The 17,755-nt window shown below is 42.2% G+C and carries 15 protein-coding genes; 11 read left to right on the forward strand and 4 right to left on the reverse strand.

Annotated elements, in window-relative coordinates; genetic code table 11:
• Positions 1 to 604: 604 nt before the first annotated feature.
• The gene (locus CVD19_RS20790) at positions 605 to 3,814 is read left to right on the forward strand and encodes a DEAD/DEAH box helicase (protein WP_101585103.1); all 3,210 of its coding nucleotides are present in this window, start codon (positions 605 to 607) and stop codon (positions 3,812 to 3,814) included.
• A gap of 117 nt (positions 3,815 to 3,931) precedes the next feature.
• On the opposite strand, the gene CVD19_RS20795 is transcribed toward CVD19_RS20790, so the two are convergent.
• The 3 genes from CVD19_RS20795 to CVD19_RS20805 all read right to left on the reverse strand — a co-directional run bounded on the left by CVD19_RS20795 (position 3,932) and on the right by CVD19_RS20805 (position 6,661).
• A complete protein-coding gene (locus CVD19_RS20795) occupies positions 3,932 to 4,369 on the reverse strand; it encodes a ribosomal maturation YjgA family protein (protein ID WP_101585104.1) in 438 nt (145 codons plus the stop codon).
• 350 nt (positions 4,370 to 4,719) lie between these two features.
• Positions 4,720 to 5,247 (reverse strand): DinB family protein, encoded by a 528-nt coding sequence (locus CVD19_RS20800; RefSeq protein WP_101585105.1) that lies wholly within the window; start codon positions 5,245 to 5,247, stop codon positions 4,720 to 4,722.
• A gap of 13 nt (positions 5,248 to 5,260) precedes the next feature.
• Entirely contained in the window at positions 5,261 to 6,661 is a 1,401-nt protein-coding gene (locus tag CVD19_RS20805; RefSeq protein ID WP_101585106.1) for an aminotransferase-like domain-containing protein, read from the reverse strand.
• A gap of 114 nt (positions 6,662 to 6,775) precedes the next feature.
• On the opposite strand from CVD19_RS20805, the gene CVD19_RS20810 reads away from it, so the two are divergent.
• Positions 6,776 to 7,690 carry a DMT family transporter gene (locus CVD19_RS20810; RefSeq protein WP_101585107.1) on the forward strand — a complete coding sequence of 305 codons (915 nt, stop codon included), beginning with the start codon at positions 6,776 to 6,778 and terminating at the stop codon, positions 7,688 to 7,690.
• 332 nt (positions 7,691 to 8,022) lie between these two features.
• Positions 8,023 to 9,189, forward strand: a complete 1,167-nt coding sequence (locus tag CVD19_RS20815; RefSeq protein ID WP_101585108.1) for a thermonuclease family protein — start codon at positions 8,023 to 8,025, stop codon at positions 9,187 to 9,189.
• Here CVD19_RS20815 and CVD19_RS25020 read toward each other — a convergent pair.
• Positions 9,184 to 9,357 carry a hypothetical protein gene (locus tag CVD19_RS25020; protein ID WP_180953729.1) on the reverse strand — a complete coding sequence of 58 codons (174 nt, stop codon included), beginning with the start codon at positions 9,355 to 9,357 and terminating at the stop codon, positions 9,184 to 9,186. The genes CVD19_RS20815 and CVD19_RS25020 overlap by 6 nt on opposite strands.
• 225 nt (positions 9,358 to 9,582) lie before the next feature.
• Between CVD19_RS25020 and CVD19_RS20820 the strand changes: the two genes are divergently transcribed.
• The 8 genes from CVD19_RS20820 to CVD19_RS20855 all read left to right on the forward strand — a co-directional run bounded on the left by CVD19_RS20820 (position 9,583) and on the right by CVD19_RS20855 (position 17,734).
• Positions 9,583 to 9,798: a hypothetical protein gene (locus CVD19_RS20820; protein ID WP_101585109.1), complete on the forward strand. Its 216-nt coding sequence runs from the start codon at positions 9,583 to 9,585 to the stop codon at positions 9,796 to 9,798.
• Between the two features lie 718 nt (positions 9,799 to 10,516).
• Positions 10,517 to 11,362 carry an AraC family transcriptional regulator gene (locus CVD19_RS20825; protein ID WP_101585110.1) on the forward strand — a complete coding sequence of 282 codons (846 nt, stop codon included), beginning with the start codon at positions 10,517 to 10,519 and terminating at the stop codon, positions 11,360 to 11,362.
• A 133-nt stretch (positions 11,363 to 11,495) separates the two neighbouring features.
• Entirely contained in the window at positions 11,496 to 12,524 is a 1,029-nt protein-coding gene (locus CVD19_RS20830) for a TRAP transporter substrate-binding protein (protein WP_101585111.1), read from the forward strand.
• 88 nt (positions 12,525 to 12,612) lie between these two features.
• On the forward strand, positions 12,613 to 13,134 hold the full coding sequence (locus CVD19_RS20835; protein WP_101585112.1) for a TRAP transporter small permease: 522 nt from the start codon (positions 12,613 to 12,615) through the stop codon (positions 13,132 to 13,134).
• The gene (locus tag CVD19_RS20840) at positions 13,131 to 14,399 is read left to right on the forward strand and encodes a TRAP transporter large permease (protein WP_101585113.1); all 1,269 of its coding nucleotides are present in this window, start codon (positions 13,131 to 13,133) and stop codon (positions 14,397 to 14,399) included. The genes CVD19_RS20835 and CVD19_RS20840 overlap by 4 nt, the downstream gene beginning before the upstream one ends.
• 183 nt (positions 14,400 to 14,582) lie before the next feature.
• On the forward strand, positions 14,583 to 15,773 hold the full coding sequence (locus CVD19_RS20845) for a Gfo/Idh/MocA family protein (protein ID WP_101585114.1): 1,191 nt from the start codon (positions 14,583 to 14,585) through the stop codon (positions 15,771 to 15,773).
• Positions 15,745 to 16,935 carry a dihydrodipicolinate synthase family protein gene (locus CVD19_RS20850; protein WP_101585115.1) on the forward strand — a complete coding sequence of 397 codons (1,191 nt, stop codon included), beginning with the start codon at positions 15,745 to 15,747 and terminating at the stop codon, positions 16,933 to 16,935. Before CVD19_RS20845 ends, CVD19_RS20850 begins: the two co-directional genes overlap by 29 nt.
• On the forward strand, positions 16,922 to 17,734 hold the full coding sequence (locus tag CVD19_RS20855) for a sugar phosphate isomerase/epimerase family protein (protein WP_101585116.1): 813 nt from the start codon (positions 16,922 to 16,924) through the stop codon (positions 17,732 to 17,734). Before CVD19_RS20850 ends, CVD19_RS20855 begins: the two co-directional genes overlap by 14 nt.
• Positions 17,735 to 17,755: the final 21 nt, after the last annotated feature.

Here is a 17,755-nt window from a genome sequence, read left to right on the forward strand (position 1 = left end):
AAGGTCGATTAGAACTGCTCTAATGGACAAAACTATGGAACGTTCTTCTCACAAGGTCGAGTAAGCAGCTCTGTCGTTAATTGAGCAAGATCAGCAGTGGAGTAAAAAAATCGGAATGTAAAGCAGACTTGCATTTATATCAAGTTGACGTACCGTTTTAGCGCAACCCCGTAAACCTCTCATGCTCTTCTTTGACCAGCATGATGAATTTCTCTTTTTCAAAGTCCATACTGGTGATCATCTTGATATTATTTTCATTTCTTAAGTATCGCATTACCTTTTTATTTTGATAGATAATGTATTCATATCGATAATCCTTTTCCAATTCGGCAAACCATGGCTCTTCCTTTAATCTTGTGAGATGCCTTTCGAACTTTGTTGCGGGTGCTAGCTTAGGGATAAAATAGCCTATGATTTCACCAGCGACATCTATAAGTAAATTAATAATAACAGTGCTAATGAAAATTTCCCCCAGTCATATGTTATGTTGTTTATATATTCTATACTATTGTTTCACAAACCTGTCGCTCGGATTAAATAATCCAAAACTATGATAAAATAAGGAAAATACATACCTTAAAAATAGAGGAAGGAGCGGGCGCACATGGATATAAAAGTAAATCACAAGATCATAAAGGAAATGTGCGGAACCGTCTCCTTTAAAAGAGGGGACTCTTTTTATCGGGCGAAAAAAATAACATTCCGCCAGTTTAGCCCTGATTTTGTTGCAGCGACCGTTCATGGAACGGAGGATTTTCAGGTCAAAATCGAAAAAGGTACGGCAGGCGGCATTCAGACAAAATGCAGCTGCCCCACGCTGGCTAATTTCCAAAAGGATTGCCAGCACGTCGCAGCCGTTTTAATAGCCATATATGAAAACCAGCGGCAAGAAATTATTCCGTTCAGCACGCAAGGGCAAACCAAATATGGACAGCTGACCGATGGCTTTATCACACTGTTCGATGACAGGCCAACCCGCAAAAGCGGACATCAGCTTCATTTTGAAAAAAGGGACGTCATTGATGTCACGTTCACCTGTAAACCGGTGTCGGTCGGGAATGGCCAGTACTTATTTGGAATCGACGCAGTGGTTGGGAATACGAGGCTGCAAAATATTCGCGGCTTTCTACAGGACGTAACACACGGGCGGTCTAGCACATTATCGCCTACATTTACATATGACCCCGGCCTTCACTGCTTTATTAACGAATCAGACGCGGTTCTTCATCACCTTATCCGGGTAGCCCGTGATGAACAGGCGTTTTTGGAAGCTTCACCTGACCTTTCAGGCTTTACAGGCAGTAATCAAACCTTACTTATTCCACCTTCAGCCTGGGTGGGGCTCGTACCTTCGCTGACGAAAGCCCCAGCGGTTACCTTTGAGCATGATGGCCATTATTATGAGCGCCTGCGAATCGTGGTTGGGCCTCCACCGACACAGTTTATACTAGAAGAAACAGAAGGCGAAAATTACCGGTTAATGATTAAGGGCTTTGACCGGATGACCGTGATGGATTCTTATAGTTCAGTGCTGTGCGATGGCAAAGTCTTTCGGCTGGAAGCTCAGGACTGCGATCGATTATCCGAGCTGAAGCAAATGCTGGAGGCGCCGGATACAAACCATATTCCGATTCCAAATGAACAAATTGATTTTTTTCTAAAAAAAATTGTGCCAGGCCTGAAAAGGATGGGCGAGGTTAAGCTGTCTCAAAAGCTATCCCAAGGGCTGATGAGAAAACCGCTTGTTGCAAGGCTTTACCTGGACCGCCTGAAAAACCGGCTTCTTGCAGGGCTGGAATTTCAATATGAAAATGTCGTGATTCAGCCCTTGGAAAGCCGGGATACTCCGGCAGGTCCAATGGTTATAAGGGATCTGGAAAAGGAAGAGGAAATCCTTCAGCTCATGGAGGACAGCGGGTTTTCCAAAACAGAGGGCGGCTACTCGATGCAAAATGAAGCACTGGAATATGAATTCTTGTATCATGTCCTGCCCAAGCTACAGCAGCTCGTCCAGGTTTATGCTACAACGGCTGTCCGGATTCGCATTGTAACAGAGAACGCGCATCCCAAAATTCGGGTAAAGGTCCAAAAGGAACGGACAAACTGGCTGGAATTCAAATTTGAGATGGATGGTATCGGTGACACGGAGATCCGCGCGATTTTAGCGGCACTTGAGGAAAAGCGCAAATATTACCGCCTTCGTAATGGGTCGCTATTGTCCCTTGAAACGAAGGAAATGGAAGAAATCCGCCGTTTTATATTGGCCGCGCCGGTTCAGGATGATGATTTTGAAGCCACCCTGAACATGCCTATCATTGAAAGCTTCAAACACTTTGATTTTGCTGAGGACAGCGATGTTTTCACAATCGAGGAATCATTCCGCCAGTTTCTTGATCATATACACAACCCGGGTGGCATACATTTCGAGGTGCCACAAAGTTTGGCCAATATTTTAAGAGACTACCAAAAACGCGGTTTTAAATGGATGAAGACCCTTGCCGGCTACGGATTCGGCGGGGTGCTGGCCGATGACATGGGCCTTGGAAAAACCGTTCAAAGCATTGCGTTTATTGTATCCGAACTTTCAGCCATTCGCGACAGGGGGCTTCCGGTGCTTATTGTGTGCCCGTCATCCCTGACGTATAACTGGCTGCGTGAAATCATGAAATTTGCGCCAGAGCTGCAGACGATTGTCATCGACGGAAACCAGTCGGACCGGCAGGCGCTGCAAAAAGATATCAAAGATTTGGATGTCATCATTACGTCATATCCATTGCTTCGCCGCGATATCTGCTGGTATGAAACCCAAAAGTTCCATACCGTTTTCTTTGATGAAGCACAGGCATTTAAAAACCCAGTGTCCCAAACAGCCCGTGCTGTTAAAAAAATAAAGGCAGACCATCTGTTTGGCCTTACAGGAACACCGGTGGAAAATTCGCTTGAAGAGCTTTGGTCGATCTATCATGTTGTCTTCCCGCAGCTTTTCCAGGGATTGAGGGAATTCAGCCATCTTCCAAGGAAAACTATCGCCCGGAGGGTCCGCCCCTTTTTGTTGCGCCGGGTAAAAGAGGATGTCCTTGGCGAGCTGCCTGAAAAAATCGAACTGCTTGAATCAGCAGAACTCCTTCCAGAACAAAAGAAGCTGTACGCAGCCTATTTGGCAAAGCTGCGGCATGATACATTGAAGCACCTCGACAAGGATTCAATCCGGAAAAACCGTATCAGGATTTTAGCGGGATTGACGCGGTTGCGGCAAATTTGCTGCCATCCGGCCCTGTTTGTAGACGGCTACAAAGGAAGTTCTGCAAAATTCGAGCAGCTGCTGCAAATAGTGAAGGAAGCCAGGCTTTCCGGAAGAAGAGTGCTGATTTTCTCTCAATTCACGAAGATGCTTGATTTGATCGGCAGGGAGCTGACAATGCAGGGGCAATCGTATTTCTATCTTGATGGACAAACTCCTTCAGAGGAGCGGGTGGAAATCTGCAATCGATTCAATGATGGAGAGCGTGACTTATTCCTGATTTCACTGAAAGCAGGGGGTACAGGGCTGAACCTGACAGGAGCAGATACAGTCATACTTTATGACCTTTGGTGGAATCCTGCAGTCGAACAGCAGGCGGCTGACCGGGCCCACCGCATGGGCCAGAAAAATACCGTTCAGGTAATCAAACTCGTTGCCCGCGGCACAATTGAAGAAAAGATAAACGAACTCCAGGATAAAAAGAAAGTACTCATCACACACATTATCGAGCCTGACGAAAAAACATCAGCAACATTGACTGAAGAGGATATTCGGGAAATTTTGATGATATAAATGCAATTAAGGCACTTCACCTTTTCGGTGGAGTGCCTTATTCAAAGTGGTGCTTTTATTGTATAAAGATATGTGCTTTTATTGTATAAAGATATGTCCTCCTCGCAGGTAGTTCTTTTAGTGTGTTATTCGCGCGTTGCCAACGTTTGCAATAATCTTATGTATCACCAGGTCTATTACAGAGGCAGTTAAAATACCCACTGTGTAACGAATGAGATCGACGAACAGGAATCCATGCCCCAGGATCAATGCTCCAAGTACAGTGCCCCTGATCTGATTTATCCAGTCAGCCTGGTAAAGCTGGCTGATTTCGATGGCAAAGCTGAATAAAAGGCTTAGCCAGCTTGCTGTTAACAGACCCTTGCTTACAAGAAGACAACGGAATACGAAATAAACCATCATGGCCCATAATGCATCACCAGCGTTCTCAGCAATAAAGTGTGGTAAAGTCAGGTTTCTGGAGACCAGGCCCAAAAAAATAACTATAGCTACTGCAGTTGAATAAACGATTCTCGCATTATTGAATGGTTGATTAGAAGAAGTCAACGGTATCACTCTTTTAAGTTTATTTATCTATGAATATACAAGGATGTAACAGGGGGAGACAATTGAAAGGGGGTGGTGCGTTGACAGGAATCCAGTCGGTATGTGCATTTACAAGTTTGATTTTGGGCTATTCTGTCATTTAACCAAAATAATAATCCCCCCTTGAGCTTCACGGCGATGGTGGATTAACTAAAACCTATATGCTGTCTCCCTTGAAGGGAACTGGCGATTGCACTGACCGATCGGTGTTACCAGCACCAGCGGTCTTTTTTAATATATGTGTATAGCTGCATTTATTATTACCGGATTTTTATTTTAAAGAAAACAAGAAGCAACAGGCAAAATCGCCTTTTGGAGGGTTATTTATTTTGTTTCAAAACGCCAAGATACTGACTCCACGGCCCAACATCAGCCCGGTATCTCTCAGCCATCACCCTGACGATTTGTGAAATATGGGTTAGATCATGGACAGCCCAGGTTGAAACTAATTCTCTTATCTTTACGGTGCCTAGTTCAGGGTGAACTCCAGTCAATTCTAAATGTGCTTTCGGTTCTATTTGACTCTTTAACTTCGCAATGTTTTCTGCCCGGATGGTCTTAAACGCTATAAGTTTTTGTTCAATCGTCCCTTCAGACTGGTTCAAATGCGCAAACCGGTCGAATGGGGGAAAGGGTTTGTTTTCACCTTCCTGAAGAATCCATTCCAAACGGGGAATCCAATTGGTCTTTTCTCCTTCAATGAGGTGGTCAATCACTTCGGTGGCGTTCCATGTCCCATCGCCTTCGCTGCAGCTAAGCCATCCGGAAGATAAACCGGATAAAAAATGCTCCAGTGTTTGCGGAGTGCGTTCCAATACCTCAATCGCTTCATCCAGATTAAAATTCATCGATATTCTCCTTTCATTTTTCAATAACAAGAATCAGCTTCCTTAACCCTTCCTGCAGCTGCTTTTCATTTACATATGCGTAACTCAAGCGAATCCATGGGGAAGGTTCTTTTAATGGGTCACAAATCTGCCCTGGGACAAAGGAGATGGATTGTTCGATTGCTTTAGCCAATAGCCCGTTTGTCGATAAGCTGTCCGGGAGTTTTACCCAAAGATTCAAGCCTCCATCCGGGCTGTGCCACTCCCAATTTGTTTCTGACAAGGCTTCCTCCATGATTTCCTTCCGGATTTGTAGCGCGATCCGCAATTTGTCTAAATGCTGCTGCAGCCTTGGTGATGAAAAATAATGAAGAAAAATCTTTTGGTTAAGAAGGGGAGAGCCATTATCCGTTAAAGCCTTGGCAGACAGGAGTGATTTCATAATGCCTGGCTGGGCAATGATCGCTGCGACCCTTAAGCCGGGCGAAATGTACTTGCAAAAGCTGCGGATATAAATAACAGTACCGGACGTATCATAGGTGTAAATTGGAGCGGGTGGCTTTTCGTCAAAGTAAATGTCATGATAGGCATCGTCCTCAACCAACAGGCACCGATACTGTTCGGCCAGCTGGATGAGCTGTTTTCGCTGTACGGTTGGCACCGAATAACCAGTCGGGTTATGGAAGGTGGGATTCAGATAAAACAATCTTGGCCGATAAAGCTTCATATACTGTTCAACCTGAACAAGATCATATCCCTCAGGGGTGATGTCAATGGTTTGGATCCGTGCACCCTTTGCCTTGAAAATGTCAATGGCTGCACTGTAGCTCGGCCGTTCTAATAATACGGTATCCCTTGGCCTGATGAACGTTTCGGCAACAAGATGGATCCCTTGCTGGGAACCGGACAGGATTAACAGATTGTCTGGCGAAAGCACGGCCTTATATTGCTTCGTAAAATAATGGGAAAGATCCTCGCGCAGTTCCTTATCACCCTGTACAGTGGAGTATGTTGCAAGGACCTTTGGATACAGGTCAAACACCCTTTTCACGTAATCAGAGAAATAATGATTCGGAAGCAAATTCGGATCGATCAGTGCCTGTGAAAAGTTAAAGTCAACTTGAGCCTGGTGGATTTCAGATAATGAATTTTTTGACACGTTGGCAGCCAGGATTGGATGATCGAAGATTTCAAATACAAGTTCCTGCGGTTGAACATAATAGCCGACCTTATCCTTTACATAAATTTTGTTATGCTGTTTCAGCAGCTTATATGCCTTCAATACCGTCAAACGGTTGATGTCAAGTTCAGCTGCCAGATGCCTGACGGAGGGAAGCTTGTGATGTTCCTTCCACTCCTTGCGCTCGATCCGGTTCAGCACATAATCGTACACCTGTTGAAAAAGAAAATCTTCCCCTGGATTGACCTTCGCCATTTTCATTCCCCCTAAATATGCCTCCATTTTATCACAGACTGGTGCGAACTGGTCTATTCCCGTTAAACTGTTCTACTCACTTCCTTTTATCATTATAGAAAAGGAGGAGTCAGGATGGTCATTATTAATTATCTGTTCATGTGCTTGATTTTTGGAACAACCTTTTTAGCAATCAAAATAGGGGTCGATTCGGGATTGCCCCCGTTTTTATCAGCGGGGATGCGGTTCTTTATTGCAGGATTATTGCTTTTTGTGTTCATGTCCTGGAGAAGGAAGACTTCTATCGGGCTGCTGTTTCAGAAGGAGTTATTTTTAACAGGTCTGGGTCTGACCTTTGGAACGTTTGCGACCTTGTATTGGGCTGAGCAATATGTATCTTCTGGAGTAGCCGCGGTTTTGTCCGCAACTGGCCCGATGATGATCCTCGTCATTCAGTATTTGATTTTAAAACAAAAAGGGAATCGGGTAGCGTTTGTTGGCTGCTTAATCGGTGTGATTGGAGTTTCGTTTCTGATTTTGCCCAGTATTTCGCTTGGTACGACCTCGATGTGGGTCGCTGGCTGTCTGGTGATCATCATTGGTGAAGTTTTTTACGCTGCGGGGGCGATTTATTCGAAACACGTGGTAAACAAGTTTCAAAATACCCATCCGATTGCGCTGAATGCTGCCCAAATGATGATGGGTGGGGGATTGCTGATCGTTTTATCATTTGTAATGGAACGTGGTCATTTTGCCTTAAATCTTAACTTCATGTCACTCGGATCACTGTTGTATTTAATTGTATTTGGCTCCATGATAGGACACAGTCTGTTCTATTGGCTAGTAGCCAGGATGAATCCGGTCTTTCCGTCCACCTGGCTATTTATATCTCCAATCATAGCTGTACTATTGGGCCATATAGTCTATCACGAAGCAATTTCCTGGTACACAGGAATAGGGACTTTAACGATTATCACAGGGACGGTTTTGGCAAATTTTCATTCAATACGTGTTCTTGTTAAGAAGAAATCATTGGTGATGGGGAGATGAAGAGACATGTACAGGTTTAGCAAAAAAATCAGTTGTAGACCGTGACCTGACAAATGAATTTAAAAACCGTTAACTAGGTTGAACCGGCTAATTTTCACAGGCCGGTTTTTTGTGTGCTTTTCCTTGGACATTCGTTTGCACCAATTCAGACCTCTTGATATTTCAAGTTACGATAAGATAATTATGTAAACTCTATAAAAAATACAGGCTAGTAATATCAGATTACTAGCACAATTATACAAAAATAAATTTTCTTAAATTGACCAACTTTTTAATTTTATAGAGTTATAATAAAAATAAAAAGTTATTTACTGGGGGAAGAGGAAAGGGAAATGAAGATTATCAAGTGGATTTTCATCGCTTTTGTGTTGCTTATATTACTTAGCTTGGTGATAGCAGCACCGGTCGCAGTCATAGGCTTTCTTATTTTTATCGCCGGTTTGTATCTATCCGGAAGGTACCGATCCGGAAAAAGCAGGTTTAGCAAATCCAGATGGGTCATGGTTCTAGGAGTAATACTGACGCTCATCCTTGGCATCACAACATTAGAACCTGCTGATTCTGCCAAAGAGGCAGTAGAACCAAAGGTATCTGATTCAGAAAAGAAAAAAGAGAAGGAACAGGAAAAAGCCGATAAAGAAAAAGCCGAGGCTGAGAAGAAGGCAAAAGAAAAGGCAAAAGAAAAGGCAGAAGCTGAGGAAAGAGAGCAGGCTGAAAAAGCAGAACAAGAAAGGCTTGCTGAGGAAAAGAAACAGGAAGAACAATCGAGACAAGAGGAATTAGCAACGACTCTTGGTCTGGAGCTTGTAACAGTAGGAAGAGTGGTTGACGGAGATACATTTGAAACATCTGACGGCCGAAAAATCAGGTTGATCGGCGTCAATACACCGGAATCCACCACAAGGCACGAAGACTATGGCAAAGATGCAAGCAACTATACTGCATCAAAACTGGAAGGCAAACAGGTTTGGATTCAAAAGGACGTATCCGATACGGACCGATATAATCGTTTATTGCGCGTCGTGTGGTTAGCAATTCCTTCAAACGATTTGGACGAAAACGAAATCCGCTCAAAAATGTTTAATGCGGACCTCGTGTTAAACGGTTATGCCGAGCCATCAACGTATAACCCTGATGTAAAATACAGCGATTACTTTGTGAAATTTGCCCGGGAGGCAAGGGAATCTAATTCGGGTTTGTGGGCTTTTGGATCCGAGGGAACCACTAAGGGGGACCTGGACACAGCATCCGCAAGCAATTCTGGCTCAAGCGCCACATCGGCATCTGCTTCTGGCTCCAGCGCGGCATCGGCATCTCCCTCTGGGCCAGGAAATCCTGCTCCATCAGCGCCAGCAGCGAGTTCCGGGTCGAGCCAGGAATTCTATCAAAATTGTACAGAATTACGTAAAGTTTATCCTGACGGAGTACCAGCCGATCACCCTGCTTACGCCTCCAAGCATGACAGGGATAAAGACAATTTCGCCTGTGAGCGTTCATAATGAAAAGAAGAAGCCTGTCCGGTTGGACAGGCTTCTTTTCATTGTATTTAAACAGATAACAAGCTGGACGGCAGAGTTAGGGCCATGGTAAACCTGTAGGCTGGAAGCAGGTTGCGGGCAAGGTGCTGCCAGCAAGACAAATCCTGTCTTCCCCATCCACGTGGCCATTTATATCCCCATCATAGCTGTACTATTTGGACTATTGCGAAGCGATTTCCTTGTACGCGATTATCACACGAACGGTGTTGGCAAAATTTCATTCAATACGTGGTCTCGTAAGTAGAAATCATTGGTTGTTGGGAATTAAAGAATAATGGTTTTAATAAATATTATTTGAATAAATTCAAATGAGCGGTAAAATTAGGCAAGGAGAAAAGTAGTCGGAGGTTTGCAATGGAGGTACTAATAACAATAACAAGTGTCTTTTCCGCTTTAATCATTATGATGACAGTTTATAATATGATGAAAGTTCTCTTGATCGCATATAAGCGGAAAGAAATTTCAGGGAGGAAATTTATTATTTTTGGAGCTATTGCTATTGTAACAGGATTTATCGTGGCTTCCGTTTTACCATACGGTTATACGATATTTGTCGAGTATATTTACTAAGTACTCTTGCAAATACAGGTGTTGTGGGAAAGCTTGTTCGCCGAAAACGTTTAACAAAAAGAAAAATAGATCATATGTTCTGATCGTTGCGATATAATGAAAGAGCAATAGAATAGGGATCTCAAGGGTAATCATTGCATCCCGATAGAAGGGGGGTGCTGATGACAGTTTTCCAAACGTTAATGTTTGCATATGCATTTTCAAGCTTGATTGTGGCAATTCTGTCATTTAACCAAAAAAATAAACTACCATTGAGCTTAGCCAGCGATAGGTGGATTATTTTGCACATTTCCTGACTTGTCCGTCCAAGATGCCAACATCCGCGGATTCTCCAATTCAAAAAAACCTTGTCCTTTATCCTTTTGTTCCGTGCTAATAAACTCCGTTATCGAGTATCTAATCATGTTCCCACATCCTCCATACTATAAAATTTACCACATTTTACCAGATTTGAATTATAATTATCGAATTATTCTTTCCTTTATTTCAATATCACTAGAGGGTTTATCCTAATTCATTTAATAGGAGTTTTTTTATTGAGAAGGTAGAAACGGTCGGAAACTTTATTTTGTCACTAAAATTTAGTAATTAGTTTATCGATAGTAATTACTATTATTTTTTAAAAGGGAAACCACGTAATTTATCGAATATTAAAACTTATCAAATGATTCTAAGATGCTGTTTTGACAAAAATTTTACAAGGAGCGGAAGGATTAACATGGATAAAAAACTGTTAAAAAAATTCGTTTTCCCGGATGCAGGTATCGATCTTTATGAAAGTAAACATGTTAAAGGGAAGTTTGTAGCTGAACATTTCCATGATCATTTTCAAATCCTTTATGCCCTAGAGGGGGAAGGAGAAATTACTCTTGATGGAAAGCCTTATGATTTTTCTAAAGACAAAGTTGTACTCATCAATCCGAAATGTGTTCACTCCATCAAGGCAACAGCCAAATTGACGGTCCTCGTATTAGCGTTTTCTGTACCTTTATTGAAAATTACCTTACAAGATGATTTCCTTTCATTTATTCAGCATTCCAAGCATTTAGAGCTTGACTTTATTACAGCAAGTGAAATTAGACCGTTATTTAGGAAAATGCTTTATGAACAAAAAAATAATGATATTTTTGGAAAGCTCTCGATGCCTGTTTATCTTCTTGAAATTATCATTCTATTACTCCGCCAACAAGATTTTACAAATGTTCAGGATGCCAATGATATTCGTTCGATTCAAATGAAGGAATATATAAAAAGACATTATTTTGAAAATATTACGGCAGATAGCCTATCCTCCCTTTTTGGAATATCTACCAGATACATGAACGATATTTTTACACGTAAATTTAATGAAACTCCGTTACAATATCTTCAAAAAATAAGAATCAATCGAGCAAAGGAACTGCTTTTACATACAGATCAAGATATTGTATCGATTTGTTTCGAGGTCGGTTATGAAACATTATCGACATTTTACCGAACTTTTCGAAATTTAGTAGGAATATCTCCAAATAAATTTCGTGTGTCTGGTCAGTCATCTTCCGATATTTCGGATACGGTTTCTTAAGGTTAGATAGAACAAATTACATATGTTCCTCCAAAATTAAGAATTTTTTTCTCAAACTCATAAGACTTTAATTGGTTGAAAATTCAAAATAGAGGACAGAGGGAAAAACAATTGCCAAGGAGGATAAAGGGACATGAAAAGAAGATGGGGAATATTTCCGGTAAGTATTCTTTTACTGATGATGCTTGTAACGGGTTGTGGAAGCACTTCCAAAACAGAGGGAAGCGGGAACCAAAAAGAAAAAGATGAATATGTCATTAAGTTTGCACATGTTGTAAGCGCTTCTACTGCTAAAGGGAAAGCCGCTGAAAAGTTTAAAGAATTATTAGAAGAGCGCACCGACGGACAGATAAAAGTGGAGGTTTACCCTGATTCTCAATTAGGGGCTGACCGAGAAATCACCGAGCAAATGCAATCAGGAGCCATTCAAATGAACGCCCCATTCACTGGAGTACTTCCTGCCTTTGTTAAACAATTTGAAGTATTCGACTTGCCGTTCTTATTCAAGGATCGTGATCATGTAAAGAACGCTGTGAACGGGGAGTTAGGAGACATCTTTAACAAACATTTGGAAAAGCAAGGTCTTCGGGCAATCGGGTATTGGGATGGTGGTTTTAAACATTTAACAAACTCAAAGCATACCATTCAAACGCCAAAAGATATAGATGGTCTAAAGATGGGTGTTTCACAGAGCCCACTGTTAATTTCTCAATTTAAAGCCATGGGTGCTGGTGGAGTTTCCATTGACTTTGCAGAACTTTATACAGCCCTCCAAACAAAGACTGTCGATGGTCAAGAAAACCCTCTAAGTAATATCGTAAGTAAGAAATTCTATGAAGTCCAAGACTACTTAACATTAAGTGCTCATGGTTATATGTCCTATCCGTTATTAATCAGTGAAAAATTCTATCAAGAACTTCCTGAAGACCTGCAGAAAGCCGTTGAAGAAGTTGCTGCAGAAGTAACCGATTGGCAATGGGAGCAATCGGCTGGGGATGAAGAGGCGTACATGAAAACGTTAGAAGAATCTGGAATCGAAATCACCGAATTATCTGATTCAGATAAGGAGGCCTTTATTGAAGCAACAAGTGGTGTTTATGATGAATTTAAAAAGGTAGAAGGTAGCCAGGAATTACTGGATGCTATAAAGGCAGCCGAATAGAATAAGGTTTTCAGGAGAATATCACTGAAATCATTCGAATTAAAAGGACGGCTGCAAGGCCGTCTCTTTTTCAAGGGAGGGACATTCATTGCAAAGAGTTAATCATATCTTGAATTACTTTGAAGAATATGTTGGCGTCGTATCGATTATTTTCACTTCACTAATGGTTTTTGTACAGGTTATTTTACGGTATGTTTTTAATTATTCGTTATCATGGTCCGAGGAAATAGCAAGATACTTGATCGTTTGGTTTGTCTTTATCGGAAGTAGTATCGCCGTAAGAGAAAAAGCACATGCCACGATGGATGCTCTCGTTACGTATTTGCCTGAGACAGGAAAGAGAATTTTTTCAATCCTAGCTAATTTCCTTTCGATCATCTTTTGCATCATTTTAATTTGGTCTGGGAGTGGGATTGTTTCTAGTGTCATAGAATTTGGCAATGTGACACCGGCCATCGGTTTGCCAATGTATCTACCATATTTAGCAATACCTGTTGGTGCCAGCTTAATGTTGATTCGATTTCTTCAGCTTCTCATTCAGGATGTAAAAGGTCTGATTTCTACTAACCGCTCAATTACCCCGCCTAAAGAGGAGGCATCGAAGCTATGACGATTATCATAATATTTGTCATTCTACTTTTATTGGGGGTTCCCATTGCCATCTCAATTGCCTTAAGTACGATCGTGGCTATTTTCCAAACGGGTGTTCCTCTAGATACCTTAGCAAGAACAATGTTTTCCGGGGTTGATTCCTTTTCTCTCATGGCCATCCCATTCTTTGTGTTTGCAGGCGATTTAATGCTCGCTGGCGGTACATCGAAGAGATTAATTGATTTCACGAAAAAATTGGTTGGTTGGACAACCGGAGGACTTCCGATTGCAGGTGTTCTTTCGTCGATGTTCTTTGCCGCGCTATCTGGTTCCAGTCCCGCAACGGTTGCGGCTATTGGGGGAATTATGATCCCGTCGCTCAAACAAGCTCGTTTTTCAGAAAAATTTTCAGTCGGTTTAATGTGCGCATCTGGTTCATTAGGGATTATTATTCCGCCTAGCATCACCTTCCTAGTGTATGGTTCTGTTGCAGAGGTCTCAATTGGCAAATTGTTTATTGCCGGAATCCTTCCAGGAATTTTTATTGGGCTAGTCCTCATGGTAGTAGGGTATGTCATTGCAAAGAAGCAAGGGCATAAGCCAGATCCAAGGCCATCTGGAAAAGAAATATGGTCATCAGCGGTATCCGCCATTTGGGGGATTATGATGCCAGTCATTGTCCTTGGAGGCATTTATTTTGGTGTATTCACACCAACAGAAGCAGCTGCAGTAGCGATTGTTTATAGTATGATTATTGGATTTTTTGTCTACAAAGAACTAACAATTAAAGAGTTGTTTGCGGTAACAAAAAGATCCATTGTCACATCGGCGATGATTATGCTCGTTATTTCCGCATCAAAGGTATTTAGCTGGTATTTGACCTATGAACAAATTCCTTCGACTGTAGCAGGTAAACTCATCGAGTATGCTGCGACACCATTTATGTTTTTAATCATTGTGAATATTATCCTATTAATTGTAGGGATGTTTATGGATTCTAGCGCAGCAGTTCTGATTCTAGTTCCCCTTTTCTTGCCTGTTGTATTGGAAATGGGGATTGATCCAATTCATTTTGGGGTCATCATGATTGTAAATCTCGCCATCGGGATGTTAACCCCGCCATTTGGTTTAAATCTATTTGTTGCTTCTGGAATTAGTAAAATGTCGTTAGCAGGAGTAACTAGAGGAACAGTACCATTTATCCTTGTTCTTATTGCGGCACTTATGGTTATTACCTATGTACCACAGCTATCCTTATATTTGGCAAACAATGTTTTTCAATGAACGCTTGATTAAGCACCTCTTCTAGAAAAAACCGGAAGAGGTGCTTTACTGTTATCAAAGATTAGGAACCGCCTTCTTCATTCATCTCCGATATTGCAAAAACCCTTCCGATATAAGTGAGATAATCCATAAGGTATTTTTTAGAATAATAAGTAAGTTCAATCATGAAGGAGGAACAGAACAATGGCAGTGAAAAATGTTGGAATTATTATGAACGGTGTAACGGGAAGAATGGGTACTAATCAGCACTTAGTCAGGTCGATTGTTGCGATTCGTGAACAAGGCGGTGTAGCACTATCAAACGGGGATAGGATCATGCCTGACCCAATCCTAGTTGGTAGAAATCAAGAAAAATTACAGTCCTTGGCGGAAAAATACAATATCGCCCGTTGGAGTACAGATCTTGATGCATGTTTAGCAGATTCACATAATGTCATCTATTTTGATGCACAAACAACGGTCAGGCGGGCTGAGGCGATTCGAAAAGCGATTAAGGCTGGTAAACATATTTATTGTGAAAAACCAACCGCTACTAGTTTAGAAGAATCACTTGAATTAGCCCAATTGACTTATGAGGCAGGAGTGAAAAATGGGGTTGTCCAAGATAAATTATTTTTACCAGGCCTATTAAAATTAAAAAGATTAGTAGACTCAGGCTACTTCGGAAAAATTTTATCCGTACAAATGGAGTTTGGATACTGGGTATTCGAGGGAGACTGGCAAGCCGGTCAGCGTCCTTCCTGGAACTACCGTAAGGAAGATGGCGGCGGAATTATTGTTGATATGTTTGCTCATTGGCGTTATGTCCTAGATAACTTATTTGGAAATGTTAAATCTGTTTCCTGTTTAGGTGTGACCCATATTCCAAAGCGACTTGATGAGCAAGGCAATCCTTATGTCTGTACGGCCGATGATGCAGCCTATGCGACCTTTGAACTTGAAGGCGGGATTGTTGCCCAAGTGAATTCATCTTGGACAGTCAGAGTAAACCGTGAAGACCTGTTCACGATTCAAGTAGATGGCACGGAAGGCAGTGCGGTTGCTGGATTAAGAGATTGTAAGGTCCAACATCGTGTTAATACACCAAAACCAGTTTGGAATCCAGATATTGAGAATCCGTTTAACTTTTCCGAACAATGGCAGACAGTTCCGGATAATCAAGTATTTGATAACGGCTTTAAAGTCCAATGGGAGTTATTCTTAAAACATGTTGTCGCGGATGAGTCATTCGATTGGGATTTATTGGAAGGGGCAAAAGGGACCCAATTGGCGGAATTAGGTCTTAAATCATGGGAAGAGCGCCGATGGATTGATGTACCAGAACTAAGCCTGGGGGTGAGACAGAATGGGGAAGTTGTTAACACTGCCAAGTAAGAACGGTGTGACCTATGAATATCGTGCCGGAGCTGCTTGTTCTTTTTCAATACCAGCAGCTCTATTCAGAAGCAGAATCGCCTTTTCCGCCGCACATGTTGTTTGTGATCCGTTTGCCAATACAGACCCTGTTCTCCATGCAAAAATAGATTGGGAAAACACCTTAGCTTACAGACGTCACCTTTGGTCTCTTGGACTGTCGGTAGCAGAAGCGATGGACACAGCCCAACGTGGGATGGGGCTAAATTGGGAACTGGCAAAGGAATTAATTCGTCGATCCTCTTCTGAAGCGAGGGCAGTAGGAGGTCGTATTGCTTGTGGAGCAGGGACCGATCATCTTCTCCCAGGTCCATCCGTCATATTAGCGGATGTTCAGGCTGCATATGAGGAGCAGTGTGAATTCGTAGAAAGAAATAATTCACAAATCATTTTAATGGCCAGTAGAGCTCTGGCAAATTGCGCGCAAGGTCCTGAAGAATATGAAAGAGTATATGCTAATATCTTAAGGCAAGTTTCCAAACCGGTAATCCTTCATTGGTTAGGTGATATGTTTGATCCAGCCCTTCAAGGGTATTGGGGTTACAAGAATCTAGATGATGCCATGGAAGTCTGTCTAAATGTCATTTGGGATAATAAAGATAAAGTGGATGGGATCAAAATTTCATTACTTGATGCCTCACGCGAAATCGAGATGCGCCGACTCCTCCCTCCAGAGGTAAAAATGTATACCGGCGATGATTTTAACTATCCAGAATTAATTAAAGGGGATAAACAAGGCTATAGTCATGCTTTGTTAGGTATTTTTGATGCGATCGCACCTGCAGCAGTTGCCGCGCTTCATGCTCTAGATGATGGAGACATCCCGAGGTATCAGTCATTATTGGAAAAAACAGTCCCACTGTCACGCCATATTTTCCAGGCTCCTACTTATTCTTATAAAACTGGAATTGTCTTTATGGCTTATTTAAACGGGCATCAATCCCATTTTCGCATGATTGGCGGCGCAGAAAGTTCGCGCTCCATTTTGCACCTGGCTGAATTATTTGTCTTAGCTGACCAGGCTGGCCTGCTGACGGACCCAGAACTAGCCACTGAAAGAATGAAATTGGTATTGAATCTAGCTGGTATTCGTCAGGAGGAATTGTATAGTGGAAAACTTTGATCGATTGAGTTTAAATCAAATTACAACTGAACAATGGAGTCTAAGGGAAGCGATTGAAGGCTGTTCCAGAGCAGAAGTACCTTGGATCGCTCCGTGGCGCCATAAGGTGGAGGAACTCGGATTAAAAAAGAGTAAGCAGTTGATTCAAGATGCGGGTCTTAAGGTTTCCAGTTTATGTAGAGGTGGAATGTTCCCGGCTTCAACAGCTGCTGAGCGTATAAAAAGGATAGAGGATAACAAAAGGGCGGTGGAGGAAGCTGCAGAGCTAGGAACGGACGTATTAGTTCTCGTATGCGGGCCGTCACCCAATCGGGATATCCTTTCTGCCCGGCAAATGGTCACGGAGGGAATTGAACAATTGGTCCCTTTTGCCGAATCGTATGGTGTGAAATTAGGAATTGAACCACTCCATCCGATGTACGCGGCCGAGCGTTCGGTTGTCGTGTCATTAGATCTTGCCAATACCATTGCGGAAGCCTATCGACCTGAGCAAGTTGGAGTGGTTGTCGACGTTTTTCATGTTTGGTGGGATCCGGATTTGTATAACCAAATCAATCGTGCAAAAGGGCGTATTCTTGGTTTTCATGTATCCGATTGGCTTGTGCCAACACCAGATATGTTAAAAGGACGCGGAATGATGGGAGACGGTGTCATTGAAATTAGTCGTATTCGTCAAGCAGTAGAAAATACGGGCTATAATGGTCCGATCGAAGTAGAAATCTTCAATGATAAAATTTGGAACCAATCTGGCGATGAAACAATAAGCCAAATGAAAGAGACCTATTTAAAACACGTATAACCAAGTGAAAGGAAGTGTCGT

The organism is Bacillus sp. T33-2 (assembly GCF_002860205.1).
Classification (GTDB): domain Bacteria; phylum Bacillota; class Bacilli; order Bacillales; family Cytobacillaceae; genus T33-2.

Bases quoted from the DNA above. Each gene is read 5' to 3' on its own strand.
- CVD19_RS20810 (WP_101585107.1), top strand. From the start codon at position 6,776: ATGGTCATTATTAATTATCTGTTCATGTGCTTGATTTTTGGAACAACC.
- CVD19_RS20825 (WP_101585110.1), top strand. From the start codon at position 10,517: ATGGATAAAAAACTGTTAAAAAAATTCGTTTTCCCGGATGCAGGTATC.
- CVD19_RS20830 (WP_101585111.1), top strand. From the start codon at position 11,496: ATGAAAAGAAGATGGGGAATATTTCCGGTAAGTATTCTTTTACTGATG.
- CVD19_RS20790 (WP_101585103.1), top strand. From the start codon at position 605: ATGGATATAAAAGTAAATCACAAGATCATAAAGGAAATGTGCGGAACC.
- CVD19_RS20805 (WP_101585106.1), bottom strand. From the start codon at position 6,661: ATGGCGAAGGTCAATCCAGGGGAAGATTTTCTTTTTCAACAGGTGTAC.
- CVD19_RS25020 (WP_180953729.1), bottom strand. From the start codon at position 9,357: ATGGCCACGTGGATGGGGAAGACAGGATTTGTCTTGCTGGCAGCACCT.
- CVD19_RS20815 (WP_101585108.1), top strand. From the start codon at position 8,023: ATGAAGATTATCAAGTGGATTTTCATCGCTTTTGTGTTGCTTATATTA.
- CVD19_RS20840 (WP_101585113.1), top strand. From the start codon at position 13,131: ATGACGATTATCATAATATTTGTCATTCTACTTTTATTGGGGGTTCCC.
- CVD19_RS20820 (WP_101585109.1), top strand. From the start codon at position 9,583: ATGGAGGTACTAATAACAATAACAAGTGTCTTTTCCGCTTTAATCATT.
- CVD19_RS20850 (WP_101585115.1), top strand. From the start codon at position 15,745: ATGGGGAAGTTGTTAACACTGCCAAGTAAGAACGGTGTGACCTATGAA.
- CVD19_RS20800 (WP_101585105.1), bottom strand. From the start codon at position 5,247: ATGAATTTTAATCTGGATGAAGCGATTGAGGTATTGGAACGCACTCCG.
- CVD19_RS20845 (WP_101585114.1), top strand. From the start codon at position 14,583: ATGGCAGTGAAAAATGTTGGAATTATTATGAACGGTGTAACGGGAAGA.